The sequence below is a fragment of the Streptomyces sp. bgisy159 genome (assembly GCF_965341775.1).
In the GTDB taxonomy this organism is placed as follows: Bacteria; Actinomycetota; Actinomycetes; order Streptomycetales; family Streptomycetaceae; genus Streptomyces.
On sequence record NZ_CBDQZH010000029.1, the window covers coordinates 29,515 to 45,056 of the forward strand.

At 74.2% G+C, this 15,542-nt stretch carries 15 protein-coding genes; 6 read left to right on the top strand and 9 right to left on the bottom strand.

Annotated features, from left to right (window positions below):
* Window positions 1-76: 76 nt before the first annotated feature.
* Window positions 77-1,090, bottom strand: coding sequence for an LLM class flavin-dependent oxidoreductase (locus tag ACSLTV_RS24860; protein WP_435612915.1), 1,014 nt, complete (start codon window positions 1,088-1,090; stop codon window positions 77-79).
* A 197-nt stretch (window positions 1,091-1,287) separates the two neighbouring features.
* On the opposite strand from ACSLTV_RS24860, the gene ACSLTV_RS24865 reads away from it, so the two are divergent.
* The gene (locus ACSLTV_RS24865) at window positions 1,288-1,779 is read left to right on the top strand and encodes an LNS2 domain-containing protein (protein WP_432136725.1); all 492 of its coding nucleotides are present in this window, start codon (window positions 1,288-1,290) and stop codon (window positions 1,777-1,779) included.
* Between the two features lie 13 nt (window positions 1,780-1,792).
* On the opposite strand, the gene ACSLTV_RS24870 is transcribed toward ACSLTV_RS24865, so the two are convergent.
* The gene (locus ACSLTV_RS24870; RefSeq protein WP_435612916.1) at window positions 1,793-2,008 is read right to left on the bottom strand and encodes a dodecin; all 216 of its coding nucleotides are present in this window, start codon (window positions 2,006-2,008) and stop codon (window positions 1,793-1,795) included.
* A gap of 215 nt (window positions 2,009-2,223) precedes the next feature.
* On the opposite strand from ACSLTV_RS24870, the gene ACSLTV_RS24875 reads away from it, so the two are divergent.
* Window positions 2,224-3,525 carry an extracellular solute-binding protein gene (locus ACSLTV_RS24875; RefSeq protein ID WP_435612917.1) on the top strand — a complete coding sequence of 434 codons (1,302 nt, stop codon included), beginning with the start codon at window positions 2,224-2,226 and terminating at the stop codon, window positions 3,523-3,525.
* Between the two features lie 54 nt (window positions 3,526-3,579).
* Here the strand turns inward: ACSLTV_RS24875 and egtD are convergent, their stop codons facing one another.
* Genes egtD through egtA form a run of 4 tightly spaced genes read right to left on the bottom strand, consistent with a single transcriptional unit; the run spans window position 3,580 to window position 7,932 of the window.
* The gene (gene egtD / locus ACSLTV_RS24880) at window positions 3,580-4,542 is read right to left on the bottom strand and encodes an L-histidine N(alpha)-methyltransferase (RefSeq protein ID WP_432136722.1); all 963 of its coding nucleotides are present in this window, start codon (window positions 4,540-4,542) and stop codon (window positions 3,580-3,582) included.
* Window positions 4,539-5,327, bottom strand: coding sequence for an ergothioneine biosynthesis protein EgtC (gene egtC, locus ACSLTV_RS24885; RefSeq protein ID WP_432136721.1), 789 nt, complete (start codon window positions 5,325-5,327; stop codon window positions 4,539-4,541). Before egtC ends, egtD begins: the two co-directional genes overlap by 4 nt.
* On the bottom strand, window positions 5,327-6,643 hold the full coding sequence (gene egtB / locus ACSLTV_RS24890) for an ergothioneine biosynthesis protein EgtB (RefSeq protein ID WP_435612918.1): 1,317 nt from the start codon (window positions 6,641-6,643) through the stop codon (window positions 5,327-5,329). Before egtB ends, egtC begins: the two co-directional genes overlap by 1 nt.
* Window positions 6,640-7,932: an ergothioneine biosynthesis glutamate--cysteine ligase EgtA gene (gene egtA / locus ACSLTV_RS24895; protein WP_435612919.1), complete on the bottom strand. Its 1,293-nt coding sequence runs from the start codon at window positions 7,930-7,932 to the stop codon at window positions 6,640-6,642. Before egtA ends, egtB begins: the two co-directional genes overlap by 4 nt.
* A gap of 270 nt (window positions 7,933-8,202) precedes the next feature.
* Here egtA and ACSLTV_RS24900 point away from each other — a divergent pair, with 270 nt between their 5' ends.
* On the top strand, window positions 8,203-9,030 hold the full coding sequence (locus ACSLTV_RS24900; RefSeq protein WP_435612920.1) for a TIGR02452 family protein: 828 nt from the start codon (window positions 8,203-8,205) through the stop codon (window positions 9,028-9,030).
* 169 nt (window positions 9,031-9,199) lie between these two features.
* On the opposite strand, the gene ACSLTV_RS24905 is transcribed toward ACSLTV_RS24900, so the two are convergent.
* Window positions 9,200-9,646 carry a type II toxin-antitoxin system PemK/MazF family toxin gene (locus tag ACSLTV_RS24905; protein WP_432136717.1) on the bottom strand — a complete coding sequence of 149 codons (447 nt, stop codon included), beginning with the start codon at window positions 9,644-9,646 and terminating at the stop codon, window positions 9,200-9,202.
* A 308-nt stretch (window positions 9,647-9,954) separates the two neighbouring features.
* Window positions 9,955-11,364 carry an amidase gene (locus ACSLTV_RS24910; RefSeq protein ID WP_432136716.1) on the bottom strand — a complete coding sequence of 470 codons (1,410 nt, stop codon included), beginning with the start codon at window positions 11,362-11,364 and terminating at the stop codon, window positions 9,955-9,957.
* Window positions 11,365-11,591: 227 nt separating this feature from the next.
* On the opposite strand from ACSLTV_RS24910, the gene ACSLTV_RS24915 reads away from it, so the two are divergent.
* Window positions 11,592-12,980, top strand: a complete 1,389-nt coding sequence (locus ACSLTV_RS24915; protein ID WP_435612921.1) for a glycoside hydrolase family 43 protein — start codon at window positions 11,592-11,594, stop codon at window positions 12,978-12,980.
* A 14-nt stretch (window positions 12,981-12,994) separates the two neighbouring features.
* Window positions 12,995-14,497 (top strand): glycoside hydrolase family 43 protein, encoded by a 1,503-nt coding sequence (locus tag ACSLTV_RS24920; protein ID WP_435612922.1) that lies wholly within the window; start codon window positions 12,995-12,997, stop codon window positions 14,495-14,497.
* Between the two features lie 12 nt (window positions 14,498-14,509).
* Here ACSLTV_RS24920 and ACSLTV_RS24925 read toward each other — a convergent pair whose 3' ends face one another.
* Window positions 14,510-14,962, bottom strand: a complete 453-nt coding sequence (locus tag ACSLTV_RS24925; protein WP_432136713.1) for a YbhB/YbcL family Raf kinase inhibitor-like protein — start codon at window positions 14,960-14,962, stop codon at window positions 14,510-14,512.
* 121 nt (window positions 14,963-15,083) lie between these two features.
* Between ACSLTV_RS24925 and ACSLTV_RS24930 the strand changes: the two genes are divergently transcribed.
* Complete coding sequence (locus tag ACSLTV_RS24930; protein WP_435612923.1) at window positions 15,084-15,539, top strand: archease; 456 nt, start codon at window positions 15,084-15,086, stop codon at window positions 15,537-15,539.
* Window positions 15,540-15,542 lie beyond the last annotated feature (3 nt).

Genomic DNA, 15,542 nt, shown 5'->3' on the forward strand with positions numbered 1-15,542 from the left:
GGTAAGGGGGCGCGGGGAGCTGTGCATGACGGGGAACAACTCCCGACCGGCCGTGAGCTGCGGGTCCTCGAATTCATCACCGCGCGGTCCGGCTCCGGCGCACGAGGCCGGCCAGCCGCCGGTACGAGTCCAGCAGCGCCCCGCGGTCATGGGTGCTGGTGGTGACCAGGACCTCGTCGGCGCCCGTCTCCTTCAGCAGGGTCTCCAGCTCGTCGGCGACCTGCTCCTCGGTGCCGGTGATGTGACCGGTGAGCGCGGCCTCGTACAGCTCGCGTTCCCTGTGGGTCATCGAAAGCCGCTCGATGTCCTCGGCGGGCCGCAGCGGGGGGAAGGTGCCGTGGGTGCGCGCGTACGCCGTCGACCACGCCTCGGGGACGAGGATCCGCCGGGCCGCCTCGGGGTTCTCGGCGACCGCGACGGTACCGGAGACGACGACGTACGGTTCGGCGGCCCAGGGGGAGGGGCGGAACCGGGCGCGATAGCCGTCGATGCCGCGCCGCAGCCGGTCGCGGTCGCGCAGGTCCCCGATGACCATCGGCAGTCCGGCGCGGGCGGCGATGCCGGCGCCCTCGCCCATCGCCAGCACGAACGGCGGCACGGCCAGCCCTTCGGCGGGCCGCGCGTGGACACCGGTGGTGGAGGTGCCACTGAACCACCCGAGCAGCTCCTCGACCTGTGCGGCGAAGTCCTCGGCGGCGCCCTTGTCGCGGCCGAGCGCCCGGCGCACGCCGGTCGTGAAACCCACCGAGCGACCGAGTCCCATGTCGATCCGGCCCGGGAACAGGGACTCCAGCACCCCGAACTGCTCGGCCACCACCAGCGGCCGGTGGTTGGGCAGCATCACGCCGCCGGTGCCCACCCGGATGGCGCGGGTGGCCCCGGCCACGGCGGCGGCCAGCACGGTCGGGGCGGAACCGGCGACCCCGGGCACGCCGTGGTGCTCCGACACCCAGAACCGGTGATAGCCCAGCGCCTCCGCCTCCCGGGCGAACCCCACCGTCTCCCGCAGCGCCTCGCCGGGGGGGCGCCCCTCGCGCACGCGGGAGCGGTCGAGGACGGAGAAGCGGGTCGTGGCGATCGCGGAACTCATGACGGGTTCAACAGCGGCACGGGCTCGTGATTCCCGGCGGCCGCCCGCCGGGAATCACGAGCCCGGTCGCGCTCCGGGGCCGCGGCGGACCGCGCTCGTAGACGCCGGCCAAGTGCTGCGGGACCGGGCGGTGCACGCCGTCGACGGTGACCGGCACGCGCGGGGCGTGGCGGGCGTCCCCCCATAGGGTGGGCCTTGTGACCGACAGCGCCAAGCGGCCGATCGCCGTGTTCGATCTGGACAACACCCTCGCCGACACAGCGCACCGCCAGCGGTTCCTGGAGCGCCGCCCCCGCGACTGGAACGCCTTCTTCGCGGCCGCGCCCCAGGACCCGCCGCTCGCCGAGGGCATCGCCCTCGCGGTGGACAGGGCCCGCGAGTGCGAGGTCGTCTACCTGACCGGACGCCCCGAGCGCTGCCGGCCCGACACCCTGGCCTGGCTCAGCGGGCACGGGCTGCCCGAGGGGCCGGTGTACATGCGCCGCGACGACGACCGCCGGCCGGCCCGGCGCACCAAGCTGGACATCCTGCGCCGGCTCGCCCGCACACGTGAGGTGCGCGTCCTGGTGGACGACGACCCGCTGGTATGCGATGACGCCGAGCGCGCCGGTTTCACCGTCGTGCGGGCGGACTGGGCCAGGCCGTCCGGCGCCCTGCGGCAGGCTCAGGAGGGGGAGGGGCGGACCTGAGGGCCGCGCGGGCTCAGTCCGTCTCCTCCAGGCGGAAGCCCACCTTCAGGCCCACCTGCCAGTGGGCGATGTCGCCGTCCTCCAACTGGCCCCGTACCTGGGTCACCTCGAACCAGTCCAGATTGCGCAGCGTCTGCGACGCCCGCGTGATGCCGTTGCGGATGGCTTGGTCGACCCCGTCCGGCGAGGTGCCGACGATCTCGGTGACCCGGTAGGTGTGGTTCGACATGGAGTGCTCCTCTCCCGTGTCACACGCCCTGTGTCACACGTCACTCCACCGTGCCCCAACCTGCGGCCTCCCGCGAGACGTCGGGCGGCGACCCTCGGTAACCCTTGACCTTCCGATTGGTCCATACCAAAATCCAGCCCACCCGTTCGAGCACCGCGCTCGTCCCCCACGTCGGGCCCCGCACCCCTGTCCTCCAGGCCAGAACAAGGACCCCCGTGAGACGTCGCCTCCTCGCCCTCGTATGCGTGTCCGCCTCCCTCCTCACCGCCTGCGGTGTCCTGCCGACGGGCACCGACCGGCACACCGTCACGGTCTGGCTGATGAAGGGCAGCGCCTCGCAGGAGTTCCTGGACCGCTTCACCGAGGACTTCGAACGCGACCACACCCACATCGACCTCGACATCCGCATCCAGGAATGGACCGGCATCGGGGAGAAGGTCGACCAGGTCCTGGCCGGCGACAAGGCGGGCGCCGACGGCGACGAGGACGGTGGGGACGGTGACGACGGAGCGGGAGCGCCGGACGTGATCGAGGTCGGCAACACCCAGGTACCCCGCTACGTCGACCACGGCCGGCTCCTCGACCTGACCCTGGAGTCGGCGCGCGACTGGGGCGGCGCCGACTGGCTGCCCGGCCTCGCCGAACCCGGACAGCTCCGCAACCACCAGTACGGCATCCCCTGGTACGCCGCCAACCGGGTGGTCGTCTACCGCAAGGACCTCTTCGCCCGGGCCGGCGTCGACGCCCCGCCGCGCACCCGCGAGGAGTGGCTCGACCTCACCGAACGGCTCGACACCGGAGACACCCAGGGGATCTACCTCGCCGGACAGGACTGGTACACGCTGGCCGGCTTCGTCTGGGACGAGGGCGGGGAACTCGCCACCGAGGAGGGCGGCCGCTGGCAGGGCGCCCTGCACAGCCCGGCCGCGCTGCGCGGCATGGACTTCTACCGGCGGCTGCAGGCCCTCGGGGACGGCCCGGCCGACGCCGACGAGGAACACCCGCCCCAGGCAGGGGTGTTCGCCTCCGAAGAGGTCGCACAGATCATCGCCGTGCCCGGTGCGGCCCAGGCCGTCGTACGGCAGAACCCCGGCCTCGACGGCAAACTGGGCTTCTTCCCCGTCCCCGGCCGCACCGCCGGTGCGCCCGGCCCCGTCTTCACCGGCGGGTCCGACCTGATCATCCCGCGCGACACGGACGAGCGCGAGGGCGCCATCGCCGTGGTCGCCGCGCTCACCGGCGAGAAGTGGAACACCGAACTGGCCCGCACCATGAACTACGTGCCGAACAAGGCCGGTCTGGCCGAGGCCGTCGCCGGCGAGGAGGGAGCCGCGGCCATGGCGGCGGGAGCCGCGCGCGGCCGGGCGACCCCCAGCACACCCGAGTGGGCCGCCGTCGAGTCCGACAACCCCATCAAGACGTACATGACGAAGGTGCTCGCCGGAGCCGACCCCCTGACCGAGGCCCGCCGCGCCTCCGGCCGGATCACGGAGGCGCTGCGGGTGTCCGCAGGGTGAGCGGACCCGGTGACGGGCAGCTCACCCGGCGGACCGGACAGCCGCGGACGGACGTCAGCGCACCGTGCTGAGCGACAGCGCGAAGCGACCCGCCGCGTCCGTCCACCAGTGGGTCAGTGCCAGTCCGGCGGCGGCCAGTTCGGTGCGCACCCCGGCTTCCCGGAACTTCGCCGACACCTCCGTGCGCAGTTCCTCGCCCGCCGAGAAGTCGACGGCCAGGCCCAGCGCCGGCACCTTCACGGTCTGCGCGGTGCGGGCCCGCAGCCGCATCTCGATCCACTCGGCGTCGGCGTCCCACAGGGCCACGTGCTCGAAGCCGCCAGGATCGAAGTCGGCGCCCAGCTCGCGGTTGATGACGGTGAGGACGTTCTTGTTGAACGCCGCCGTCACCCCGGCCGCGTCGTCGTACGCCCGCACCAGCACCGCCTCGTCCTTGACCAGGTCGGTGCCCAGCAGCAGCGCGTCGCCCGGCGCGAGCAGGGCGCGCACCGAGGCGAGGAACGCGGCCCGCTCCGCGGGCAGCAGGTTGCCGATCGTGCCCCCGAGGAAGGCCACCAGGCGCGGCCCCGGCGCGTCGGGCAGCCGCAGCGGCCGGGTGAAGTCGGCGATCAGGGCGTGGACCTCCAGCCCGGGCCGCTCGGCGGCCAGGGCCCGGCCGGCCTGGGTGAGGGCGCTCTCGCTGACGTCGACCGGCAGATAGGCCCGCAGGCCGGTCAGCGCGTCGATGAGGAGACGGGTCTTCTCCGACGAGCCCGAACCCAGCTCGACCAGGGTGCGGGCACCGGAGGCCGCGGCGACCTCGTCCGCGCGGTCCAGCAGGATCTCCCGCTCGGCGCGCGTCGGGTAGTACTCCGGCAACTCGGTGATCCGCTCGAAGAGTTCGCTGCCGTGCGCGTCGTAGAACCACTTCGGCGGCAGGGTCTTCGGACTCGTGGTCAGGCCGTGCTGCACATCGGCGCGCAGCGCGGCATCCGTGGCGTCCTCGGGCAGGGTACGGGTGACATGGAACGGACTCACGTACGGGGCTCCTTGCGTGGTGCTGGTGCCGGGTCCTCGGGATCCTTCAGCGGGCTGAGCGACACCTCGGTGCGGCTGGCGGTGAGCAGCGTGCGGTCGGGGACCTCATGCCAGGCGGGGTCGTCGTCGTAGGGTTCGGAGGCCACCACCGCGCGCCGGCCGGGCTCGGCGAACCACCACAGGGTGTCGCCCCAGGCCGTCGCGGTGATCGTCTCGCCGTCGGTGAGCAGCAGGTTGAGGCGTGCGCCGGGAGCCGCCGCGGCGGCCTCCCGCACCGTGTCGGCCATGGCGCGCCCCGCCTCGTCGCCCGCTCGCAGCCGGGCCAGGAGCAGCGCCCACACGAACGCCGAATCGTTTCTGGCCTCCATGGACAGCAGGTCGGCCGGAGACAGCGCGGGTACGAGGGGCGCGAGGGATCCCGGCCAGCCGGGCACCGCGCCGTTGTGACTGAACAGCCACCGCCCCGCGGCGAAGGGGGCCGCAGCGGCCTCCGCGTCGGCCCCCGCCAGGGTGGCGTCCCGTACGGCGGCCAGCAGGGCCCCGGTCCGTACGACCCGGGCCAGATCGGCGAAGGACAGGTCGGCCCACACCGGCCCGGCCCGGCGGTAGCGGGCCGGCACCGGGTCGCCCTCGGCGTACCAGCCCACACCGAACCCGTCGGCGTTGACCGTGCCGTACCGCTGCCGCCGGGGCGCCCAGGACTGCCGGTACAGGGCGTGCGGCGGCTCGACCAGCAACCGCCCGAGCGGCTCCGCGTCGCCCACGTAAGCGATATGACGGCACATCAGACGGACCCCGAGCGTGCGGTGCGGAAGCCGGAGAAGATCTGCCGCCGGACCGGATGGTCCCAGTTGCGGAAGGTGCCCCGGCACGCCACCGGGTCCACCGCGAAGGAACCGCCGCGCAGCACCTTGTAGTCGGGGCCGAAGAACACCTCCGAGTACTCCTTGTACGGGAACGCCCGGAACCCCGGATAGGGCAGGAAGTCGCTCGCCGTCCACTCCCAGACGTCACCGATCAACTGCCGTACGCCGAGCGGCGACTCGCCGGCCGGATAGCTGCCCGCCGGGGCCGGACGCAGATGACGCTGGCCCAGGTTGGCGTGCTCGGGCGCCGGGTCCGCGTCGCCCCACGGGTAGCGCATCGAGCCCCCCGTCGCCGGGTCGAACCGGGCCGCCTTCTCCCACTCGGCCTCGGTGGGCAGCCGGCGCCCCGCCCAGCGGGCGTAGGCGTCCGCCTCGTACCAGCACACGTGCAGCACCGGCTCGTCGGGTGGCACCACCTCGGTGACGCCGAACCGGCGGCGCAGCCACTGCCTGCCGTCGCGGCGCCAGAACAGCGGCGCGTGCAGCGAGGCACGCCGCACGTGCGCCCAGCCCTCCGGCGTCCACCAGCGCTCGTCGTCGTAGCCGCCGTCCTCGATGAACGCCTGGTAGGCGCCGTTCGTCACCGGGGTGGTGTCGATGTGGAAGGGCGCCACGTCGACCTGGTGGGCGGGGCGCTCGTTGTCCAGCGCCCACGGCTCGGCGGAGGTGCCCATGCTGAACGGCCCACCGGGCACCAGGACTTCGGACGGTCCCGTGAACAGCGGTGCGGGGTCGGGGTCGGGCGCGGTCAGGGCCTGCGGGCCCCGGCGCAGCTGATGGGTGATCAGCATGGTCTCGTCGTGTTGTTGCTCGTGCTGGGCGATCATGCCGAAGGCGAACCCGGCCTCGGTCAGCCGGGTGCCGTGGAAGTCGGCCGAGGCCAGCACGTCCAGGACCCGGCCGCGCACCTCGGCGGCGTACGTGCGGGCCTCCTCCGGCGGCAGCAGCGGCAGCGAGGGCCGCTCGGCGCGCGGGTGCTCGAAGGCGTCGTAGAGGCTGTCGATCTCCGGGCGCATCGCCTCCCGACCGCCGACCGCGCGCAGCAGCCACTGCTCCTCCTGGTTGCCGATGTGGGCCAGGTCCCACACCAGTGGGGACATCAGCGGTGAGTGCTGGGCGGTCAGGTCCGGGTCCTCGACGCAACTGGTCAGCAGGGTGGTGCGCGCGCGTGCGGTGGTCAGGGTGGTGAGCGCCTGCTCGCGCAGGGACTCGGCGTCGAAGGCGGGCTCGGTCATGGGCGGATGTCCTTCCCGTGCGCGCGACCGGACGTGCCGCGCAGGCGGTCGAGCAGATCGTCGGCGGGGCAGCGGCCGCGCAGGACATAGCGGTCCTGGTACGCCGCCACGGCGTCCAGGACCGCACGTCCCGCGCCGAGCCGGGGCAGGGCGTCGAGGGCCGCGGCGAAGCAGGTGACGGCGGCCTCCCGCAGCTCCGGATCGGCCGGGCCGTACCGGGCGGCGTCCCGCCACAGTGGATTGTGCGGGGCCGGCTCGCCGAGCGCGCGTTCGGCCAGCGGCTTCACGGCGCGGTACGCGGTCTCGGAGGCGGCCGGGTCGTCGAACAGGGCGGCCGTCACCGCCAGCGGCACGATCCAGCCGTCCTCGCCGGGCTGCGCGTCGATCATGCGCAGCTCCAGATGGCCGCGGGGGCGGACCGGCGGGAACAGGGTGGTGATGTGGTAGTCGAGGTCGGCGCGGGTCGGCGAGCCGTTCCGGATCCACTCCCGGAAGGTCAGCCCGTCGGGCACCTCCCACGGGCCGGACCGGCGGCGTACGCACATCACCGGGGCGTCCAGCACGTGCCGGGCCCAGGCGGTGCGCGGATCGCCGTCCAGGGCGGGTGCGCCCGCGCGCCCGGCGCCGATCTCCGTCCACAGCAACTGCCGGGTGGAACGCCATCCGGTGGGCCGGTGGCCCAGCAGCGGGGAGTTGGCGAAGGCCGCCACCAGGACCGCGCCGAGGGTGTGCGCGAGCCACCAGCGCCGTGTGTGCCCCAGCGGGCCCGGCTCCTCGTGCCCGGCGTCCAGGCAGACCTGCACGGAGGCCGAGGTGCACATCATGGCGCGCCCGGCCGGGCCGGTGCGGTCCAGGCACGCCTCCATGGCGTCGTAGCGCGGCTGGCGCAGGAACCGGCGGGGAGGGTGCCAGGGATCCGTGCCGATCCCGGCGAGGGCCAGGTCCCGCTCCCGCAGGACGGCGCGGACGGCGGCGAGGTCGGCGGCGACCGCGGTGACACAGCCGGTCAGCGAGGAGGCGGGCGACGAGCTGAGTTCCAGCTGGCCGCCGGGCTCGACGGTGAGCGCCGAACTCAGGGGTACGTTCCGCAGCGCGGCGTAGGCCGCTTCGAGTCGTTCGGGTGCCACCGGGTCCCACGGACGGCGCCGCTCGTGGACCAGCCACTCCACCTCGACACCGAGGGTGCGCGGAGGGCCGGTCTTGAAGCAGATGCCCCGGACCAACGCCTCCACCTCCGCCTCGGTCAGCGCGGTGCGGGGCTCCGTACAGTCACGCGCGGAATCGGACATGTCGGGATCCTCCATGGGTCGCGATGGGCCGTCGCCCGGGCCCGGGTGAGGCACACCCGTCCCACCCAAGACCCTCGTGCCGATTCGCACAAGGGTGCACAACGGTGCATTCCGGACCCGTCACATCCGTCCTTCCTGTCCGTTCCCCGGCGGTTTCGTGGGGTCGAGGGTCCGGGAAACTCTGTTGCACCGCATGTCCAGGATCGCTCACGATGCGTTCATGAGCACGACGGGGGAGCGCGCGCCCATGGCATCCACGGGGGTGGCGCCATGAGCGGCCGGCTGCGCGACATCGCACGGGAGACCGAGCAGATCGTGGCGGCGGGGGGATATCGCCGCTCCGACGGGGGCGAGGTCGTGCTCGCGGCGGCGATCCGCGCCGCACGGGAGGGGACGCGGATGGTGGGGCCGGGACCGGTACGGGTCCCCGCGTCACCATCCGTCACCACCGGGGTGGAGGTCACCGCCGAGAGCAGCACCGAGGCCGCCCGCCGGCTCGCCGGCGAACCGGTCGCGGTGCTGAACTTCGCCTCCGCCCGCAACCCCGGCGGCGGCTACCTCAACGGCGCCCAGGCGCAGGAGGAGGCCCTGTGCCGCTCCTCCGCGCTGTACACGTGCCTGCTGGAGGCCCGCCGCTTCTACGACCACCACCGGGCCCACCGCGACCCGTTCTACACCGACCGCGTGATCCACTCACCGGCCGTGCCGGTATTCCGCGACGACCGCGGGCGGCTGCTCGACGAGCCGTACACGGCGGGCTTCCTGACGGCTGCCGCGCCGAACGCCGGCGTGGTGCTGCGGACGATGCCGGAGCGCGCGCCCGAGCTGCCGCGCGCCTTGGCCGTGCGGGCCGAGCGGGTGCTGGAGACCGCCGCAGCGCACGGCTACCGGCGGCTGGTCCTCGGCGCCTGGGGCTGCGGGGTCTTCCGCAACGACCCCGCGCAGGTCGCGGCCGCATTCCGCGCCCCGCTGGCCCCCGGCGGCCGCTTCGCGGGCACCTTCGAGCACGTGGTGTTCGGGGTGCTGGACCGGACGCGGGGCGCCGTGGTGCGCGCCGCCTTCGCCCACGCGTTCCCGGAGCCCCGGCTCACCGACTAGGGGCTGGGCCACGCCGGAGCACCGGACCGCGGCGGCGCCGGTCCGATCAGCGTGGGCGCCGGCCGCGGTGGGGTCCGGGCGCGGCGGACCCGGCTGCGGCCGGACCCGGCAGGGAGCGCGGCCGCGCCGTCGCGTCCCGGGCCCGGGACATCGTCCCGGGCTGTCGGTCTCAACTCCAGCCGTAGCGCTCCCGGAGCCGGTTGCGGACCAGGTTGAAGCGGCCGCGGTCCAGGGCGCAGGCCTCGCGGCGCATGCCGTCCTCGTGGAGCCGCAGCACCCGGTCCACGTCGACCCAGGAATCCCGCCCCGACCGGTCCCAGGGCCCGCTGCCGATCGCCACCCACTCCCGGTCGCCGTCGTGCCGCTTGCTGGAGAGCTGTACGGCGAGGAAGGTGCCGGCCACCTCGCGGGCGACGACGAGCACCGGGCGGTCCTTGCCGCGGCCGTCGTTCTCCTCATAGGGCACCCAGGTCCACACGATCTCCCCGGGGTCGGGGTCGCCGTCGCGTACGGGCGAGTACTCGGTGCGCACCTGGCCGACCTCGCGGGGTTCGGCCTCGGTGGTCGCGGTGGGGCCGGAACGGCCCGGGACGTATCCATCGGTAAACGCGGTCACGGGGGCACCCTAAGGGCTGCCCCCGTGACCGGGCGCGGGGGGTCGCGCCTCGGCCACCGCCCGCCGCCGCGCGGTCGGCCCGCCCGCCGCCTCGCGGGCGGGCACGGCCCCGGCCGCCACGGCCCGCCGCCGGGAGGTGAACTCGCTCTCCCCGCCCGCCCGTTCCGTTCCCTCGACCCCGGCGGCCGGCGCGCCGACCCCAGCCCGGTCCGGCCCATCGTGCGGACCTTCGGGAACAGGTCGGCCATGCCGTCCGCCCGTCGTGCGGCACCGCGCTGCCGAGGCCGCCGAAGGCGGACGCCCCGAGCTCACACCGCCGTCAGCCTGGCCGGCCAGCGCTCGAACCACCGCTCACCGGCCTCCAGTTGCGCGGCCAGCGACAGCAACAGGGGCTCGCTGTTCGCGGGGCCGAGCAACTGTGCGCCGACCGGCAGCCCGTCCGCGGTGAACCCGGCCGGGACGTTCACCCCGGGCCAGCCCAGCACGTTCCACGGCCAGGCGTACGGGCACGCGAGGATCACCGCGCGGTCGGTGGCGAAGCCGCCGAGCCCGGTCAGGGCGCCGACGCGTGGCGGGGGCGCGGCCGTGGTCGGGGCGAGGATCACGTCGTACGAGGTGAGGAAGCGTCCGACACGGCGCCGCAGTACGGCCTCCGCGCGCCGCGCCGCGCGCAGCGGTGGCCCGCCCAGGAGCCGGCCCAGCCGGGCGGCGCCCAGGGTGCGCGGGTCGAGCAGTTGGGGGTGGGGCGCCTCGGCGACGCGTTCCGCGATGCCGGCGGTGGCCCTCGGGACGAAGGTGAGCCCGATGGGTCCGTACGGCGGGTCGGCCTCCTCGACGAAGTGCCCCGCCCCGGCCAGTCTCTCGGCGAGTTCGACGACCCGGGCCCGCACCTCGGGATCGGGCCGGGCCGGCAGTGCGGTGAACGGCGGCCTCAGGGCGAGCGCGATGCGCAGCCGGCCCGGGTCACGGCCGACGGCGGCCGAGGCGTCCACGGCGGGCGGTCGGTGCGGGTCGCGCGCGTGGTTGCCAGCGGCCGCGTCCAGCAGCAGGGCCGCGTCGGCGACGGTGCGGGCGAGCGTCCCGTTGACGGTGATTCCCTGGAACGACTCGCCGCGCGGCCAGGTCGACACCCGGCCACGCTGCGGCTTGACGCCGACCAGATGGGTCCAGGCGGCCGGGATGCGCACCGAACCGGCGCCGTCCGAGCCGAGCGCGGCCGGGACCAGTCCGGCCGCCACCGCGGCGGCCGATCCGCCGGAGGAGCCGCCCGGGGTGTGGCCGAGGTGCCAGGGGTTGCGGGTGGCGCCGAAGGCGCTCCCCTCGGTGACCGGCCACTGCCCGAACTCGCAGGTGTTGGTCTTGCCGACGATCACCGCGCCGGCGGCCCGCAGCCGCCGCACCGCCTCCCCGTCCTCGGCCACGGGCGCGTGGGGGCCGGCGCACCCGAACGCGGTCGGTTCGCCCGCGACGTCCATGTCGTCCTTGACGGCGACCGGCACCCCGAGCAGCGGACGGCGTACCCCGCGGGCCAACTCCCGGTCCGCCGCGTCGGCTTCGGCGAGCGCGGCCTCGGCCCGCACGACGCGGAAGGCGTTCAGGGTGCCCTGGGTTGCCTCGATGCGGGTCAGGGCCTGCTCGACGAGCGTCCGGGCGGACACCTCGCCCTCGGCGAGTGCGCGGGCCGTCTCCGCGAGGCCTGCGGCGCGATCGGGCGTCATACGGTACCTCCGGGACGTCGTCGTCTACCGAACGGTAACCTCCGGCGCTCCGTCGGCGGAACATCTCCGCCCGCGTGCCGGGATCCGAAAGGCCGTCACCTGCGCCCCGCCGGCCCCGCGGCGGCCTGCCCGAACCATTGACGTGCCTGCCTGGCCCCTCTACGTTCTGACCGGCTTTCCGAACCATGTTCGGAATGTCGAACCCTGAGTCGTAGGGAGAGCCGCACATGACCACCCGACCCCCCACACCGTCCCGCCGCACCCTGCTGCGCGGCCTCACCACCGCCCCCGCGGCGGCGTTCGCGCTCGGCGCGGCGCCCGGTCTCCTCGGCACCGCCCGCGCCGCCGCCCCCGCCGCCGGCACTGCCAGCCGCTACACCATCGTGCCGTTCCGCAACAGCGACGACGGCACGGTCGACGTCTACGAGTCCGACGACGCCACCGACTTCCGACTGCTGCGGTCCGCCGCCTACACGCCGTCCACCGGCCGCATCCGCGACGCCGCCGTCCTCCGTCACTCCGACGGCTACTACTACCTCACCTACACCACCCACACCTGGCAGGACGTCAGCACGACGATCGGCTTCGCCCGCAGCGCCGACCGGCTGAACTGGACGCATCTGCAGGACTACCCGGTCCCGATCGCCGGCCTCTCCCGCGCCTGGGCCCCGGAGTGGTTCGTGGACGGCGACGGCGGCGTCAACGTCATCGTGTCCTGCTCACGCACCAGCGACGAATGGATCTTCACCCCCTACCTGCTGAGGGCCACCGACTCCACGCTGACCGAATGGAGTCCGCCGGTCGCCCTGTCCGGCCTCGGCGCCAACCACATCGACACCTTCCTGGTGCGCATCGGCTCGACCTACCACGCGTTCACCAAGAACGAGACGACGAAGTACATCGAGTACGCCACCGCCTCCCGCCCCACCGGCCCCTACACGATCTCCCGGACCGGAAACTGGGCGGGCTGGGGCAGCTACCGCGAGGGTCCCGCGCTGATCCAGCTCGACAACGGCGGCCGGCGCCTCTTCTTCGACGGCTACGGCGACGGAAAGTACTACTACAGCGACAGCTACGACACCTTCGCCACCTGGAGCACTCCCCGGGCTCTGCCCGGCATCTCCGGAAGCGCCCGCCACTTCACGGTCCTCAAGGAGACCGTCTCCGGCGGTCCGGACCCGGCCCGGAACACCCCCCGCTCCTTCCGGTCCGCCAACTACCCCACCCGCTTCTGGCAGGAGCGCTCAGGACTGCTCGACCTGCCGGTGGTGACCGCCTCCAGCACCACCGCCGAGAGGCAGGCCGCCACCTTCACCGTGGTCGCGGGGCTGGCCGACCCGAGCGGACACTCGTTCCGCGACGCAGCCGGCAACTACCTGCGCCACTACGGCTTCCGGGCCCGCTTCGACGCGAACGACGGCACCCCGACCTTCGCCCGGGACGCCACCTTCACCGCCCGCACCGGCACCACGAGCGGCGCGGTCCGCTTCGAGTCCCACAACTACCCCGGCCACTACCTGCGGCACTACGACTACGAACTGCGCGTCGACCCGACGGACGCGACGTCCCTCTTCCGGCAGGACAGTTCGTTCCTGCCGGTGACCGCCTGGGCCTGACGAGAAAGCCGAGAATGTCCGAGACGAACACCACCTTCCACAACCCCGTGATCCCCGGATTCCACCCCGATCCGAGCGTCTGCCGGGTCGGCGAGGACTACTACCTCGCGTGCTCCAGCTTCGAGTACTTCCCCGGCGTGCCCCTCTTCCACAGCCGGGACCTGGTGCACTGGACCCGGATCGGCAACGTGCTGGACCGGCCGGACCAACTGCGGCTGCCCCTGGACTCGCCGTCCTCCGGCGGGATCTACGCGCCCACGCTGCGCCACCACGACGGACGCTTCTGGCTGATCGTCACCAACGTCAGCGGCGACGGCAACCTGCTGTTCACCACCACCGATCCGGCCGGCCCCTGGTCCGGTCCCATCCGGCTGCCCGACGTGCACGGCATCGACCCGGACCTCGCCTGGGACGAGGACGACACCTGCTGGTGCACCACCGCGGGCGTCGCGCAGGTACCCATCGACCCGCACACCGGGCGGACGCTCGGCCCCCAGCGCCGCATCTGGTCCGGCACCCCCGGCGCCAAGGCCCCCGAGGCGCCGCACCTCTACCGGATCGGTGAGTACTGGTACCTCCTCATCGCCGAGGGCGGCACCGAACGCTGCCACAGCGTCTCCGTCGCCCGCTCCCGCACCCCCGACGGCCCCTTCGAACCCTGCCCGGCCAACCCGGTGCTGACCCACCGGGGCACCGAACACCCCATCCAGAACACCGGCCACGCCGACCTCGTGCAGGGGCCCGACGGCTCCTGGTGGATGGTGCTGCTCGGAGTGCGGCCCGGCGGCGGCTCGCCCGGCTGGCACGTGCTCGGCCGGGAGACCTTCCTGGTGCCGGTCGACTGGGTCGACGGCTGGCCCGTCGCCGGCGCACTGTCGCCGGAGGCGCCCGCCCCGCCCTGGCCGCTCCGCCCCGGCCCGGCCGTGCCGGTGCGCGACGACTTCGACGAGAACGAACTGGCCGCACACTGGGTCTCGGTGCGCCACCGGCCGCCGGAGGACTGCACCACGAAGGAACGGCCCGGCCGGCTGACCCTGCGGGCCCGCGGCGGCTCCCTCGACGAGCCGGACGTCACCTTCGTCGGCCGGCGCCAGCAGCACCCGGCCTGCCGGGTGCGCGCCCACCTCGACCCCTCGCGGGGGGAGGGCGGACTGGCCGTCCGGCTCGACGAGAGCCACCACTACACCGTCGAGGCGGCGCCCGGCCAGGTCCGGGTACGGGCCCGCATCGGCCCGCTCACCGGCGTGGTGGCGTCCCGGGAGGCACCCGCCGGACCCGTGGTCCTGCGCATCGAGGTCACCCCCGTCGACGCCGGGTACGACGCACGCAGCGGTCCCGACACCGTGTCCCTGGGCTTCGAGAACCCGGAGGGCGGCTTCGTCGAACTGGCCTCGCTCGACGGCCGCTATCTGTCCACGGAGGTGGCGGGCGGCTTCACCGGCCGGGTCATCGGCCTGTTCGCCTCGGCCGGCTCCGTGGACATCGACTGGTACGACTACGAGCCGCTCGGATCCTGACGACGCCCAAGGTCAGCGCCGGTACAGGCCGACGACGGTGCCGCTGGCCAGCTGCTGCCGGTCCAGCACCGCGTGCGCCTCGTCGGCGCCGACCCGCTCCGGCAGGGACACCGGCGCGGGAAGGGCGTAGAGGCGGAAGAAGTAGCGGTGGGCCCGGTCGCCGACGGGGGGCCGCGGGCCGCCCCAGCCGGCTTCCCCGAAGCCGTTTCGGTGCGGCTCGGCGCCCGGCGGCGCCTCACCCGCGTCCAGCCCCTCGGTGCGCGGGTCGATGCCGGTGACCAGCCAGTGCACGAACGTCCCCGACGGCGCGTCCGGGTCCTCGCACAGCAGGGCCAGCTCGGCCGCCTCCTCCGGGACACCCGACCAGGTCAGCGGAGGGGAGACGTTCTCCTCGTCCTTCGCGTGGCGGCTCGGGATCATGCTGTGATCGCTGAAAGCCGCGCTCTTGAGTTCGATACCGGACATGGAGCCGGAGTACCCCTCGCGACAGCGGCCATACGCCCCCGCCGGGAGCCGCCGACCCGGCCGATCCGGTGCCCGGCCGGGTCGGCTAGCGGCGTCGCCGCCCGCGCGCGAAGGTGGTGGCATGGTCGGAGAGTCGGGTGACGAACGCGCCGAGCGGCGGCAGGGCGACAACGGGCACCGCACGGTCCCGCACACCGCCGACGTGCGGATCGAGGCCTGGGGCGCCAGTCGCGAGCAGTGCCTCGTGGAGGCGGTGCTGGGCCTCGTCGAGTGCTTCGCGGACGTCTCGCGCGCCCACCCGACGGCCGTGGAACGGGTGCACCTCTCCGACGACGACGGCGACGACCTGCTGGCCGCCCTGCTCGACGAGGTGATCCTGGAGCTGGAGGTGCGTGGCCGGGTACCCGTGGACGTGGTCGTGGAGCCGGCCGGCGAGGCACTTGAGGCACGGCTCGCGGTCGCGGAACTGTCCGACGTGGAGATCGTCGGCGCTGCGCCGAAGGGCGTGTCGTGGCACGGGCTGCACATCGGCGTCGACCCCTACGGCTGGTCCTGCGCGGTGACGGTCGACGTGTGACCG

Coding starts and splice junctions, on each gene's coding strand:
- ACSLTV_RS24860 (WP_435612915.1), bottom strand. CDS start 1,090: ATGAGTTCCGCGATCGCCACGACCCGCTTCTCCGTCCTCGACCGCTCC.
- ACSLTV_RS24870 (WP_435612916.1), bottom strand. CDS start 2,008: ATGTCGAACCACACCTACCGGGTCACCGAGATCGTCGGCACCTCGCCG.
- egtC (WP_432136721.1), bottom strand. CDS start 5,327: ATGTGCCGTCATATCGCTTACGTGGGCGACGCGGAGCCGCTCGGGCGG.
- egtB (WP_435612918.1), bottom strand. CDS start 6,643: ATGACCGAGCCCGCCTTCGACGCCGAGTCCCTGCGCGAGCAGGCGCTC.
- egtA (WP_435612919.1), bottom strand. CDS start 7,932: ATGTCCGATTCCGCGCGTGACTGTACGGAGCCCCGCACCGCGCTGACC.
- ACSLTV_RS24900 (WP_435612920.1), top strand. CDS start 8,203: ATGAGCGGCCGGCTGCGCGACATCGCACGGGAGACCGAGCAGATCGTG.
- ACSLTV_RS24910 (WP_432136716.1), bottom strand. CDS start 11,364: ATGACGCCCGATCGCGCCGCAGGCCTCGCGGAGACGGCCCGCGCACTC.
- ACSLTV_RS24915 (WP_435612921.1), top strand. CDS start 11,592: ATGACCACCCGACCCCCCACACCGTCCCGCCGCACCCTGCTGCGCGGC.
- ACSLTV_RS24920 (WP_435612922.1), top strand. CDS start 12,995: ATGTCCGAGACGAACACCACCTTCCACAACCCCGTGATCCCCGGATTC.
- ACSLTV_RS24925 (WP_432136713.1), bottom strand. CDS start 14,962: ATGTCCGGTATCGAACTCAAGAGCGCGGCTTTCAGCGATCACAGCATG.
- ACSLTV_RS24930 (WP_435612923.1), top strand. CDS start 15,084: ATGGTCGGAGAGTCGGGTGACGAACGCGCCGAGCGGCGGCAGGGCGAC.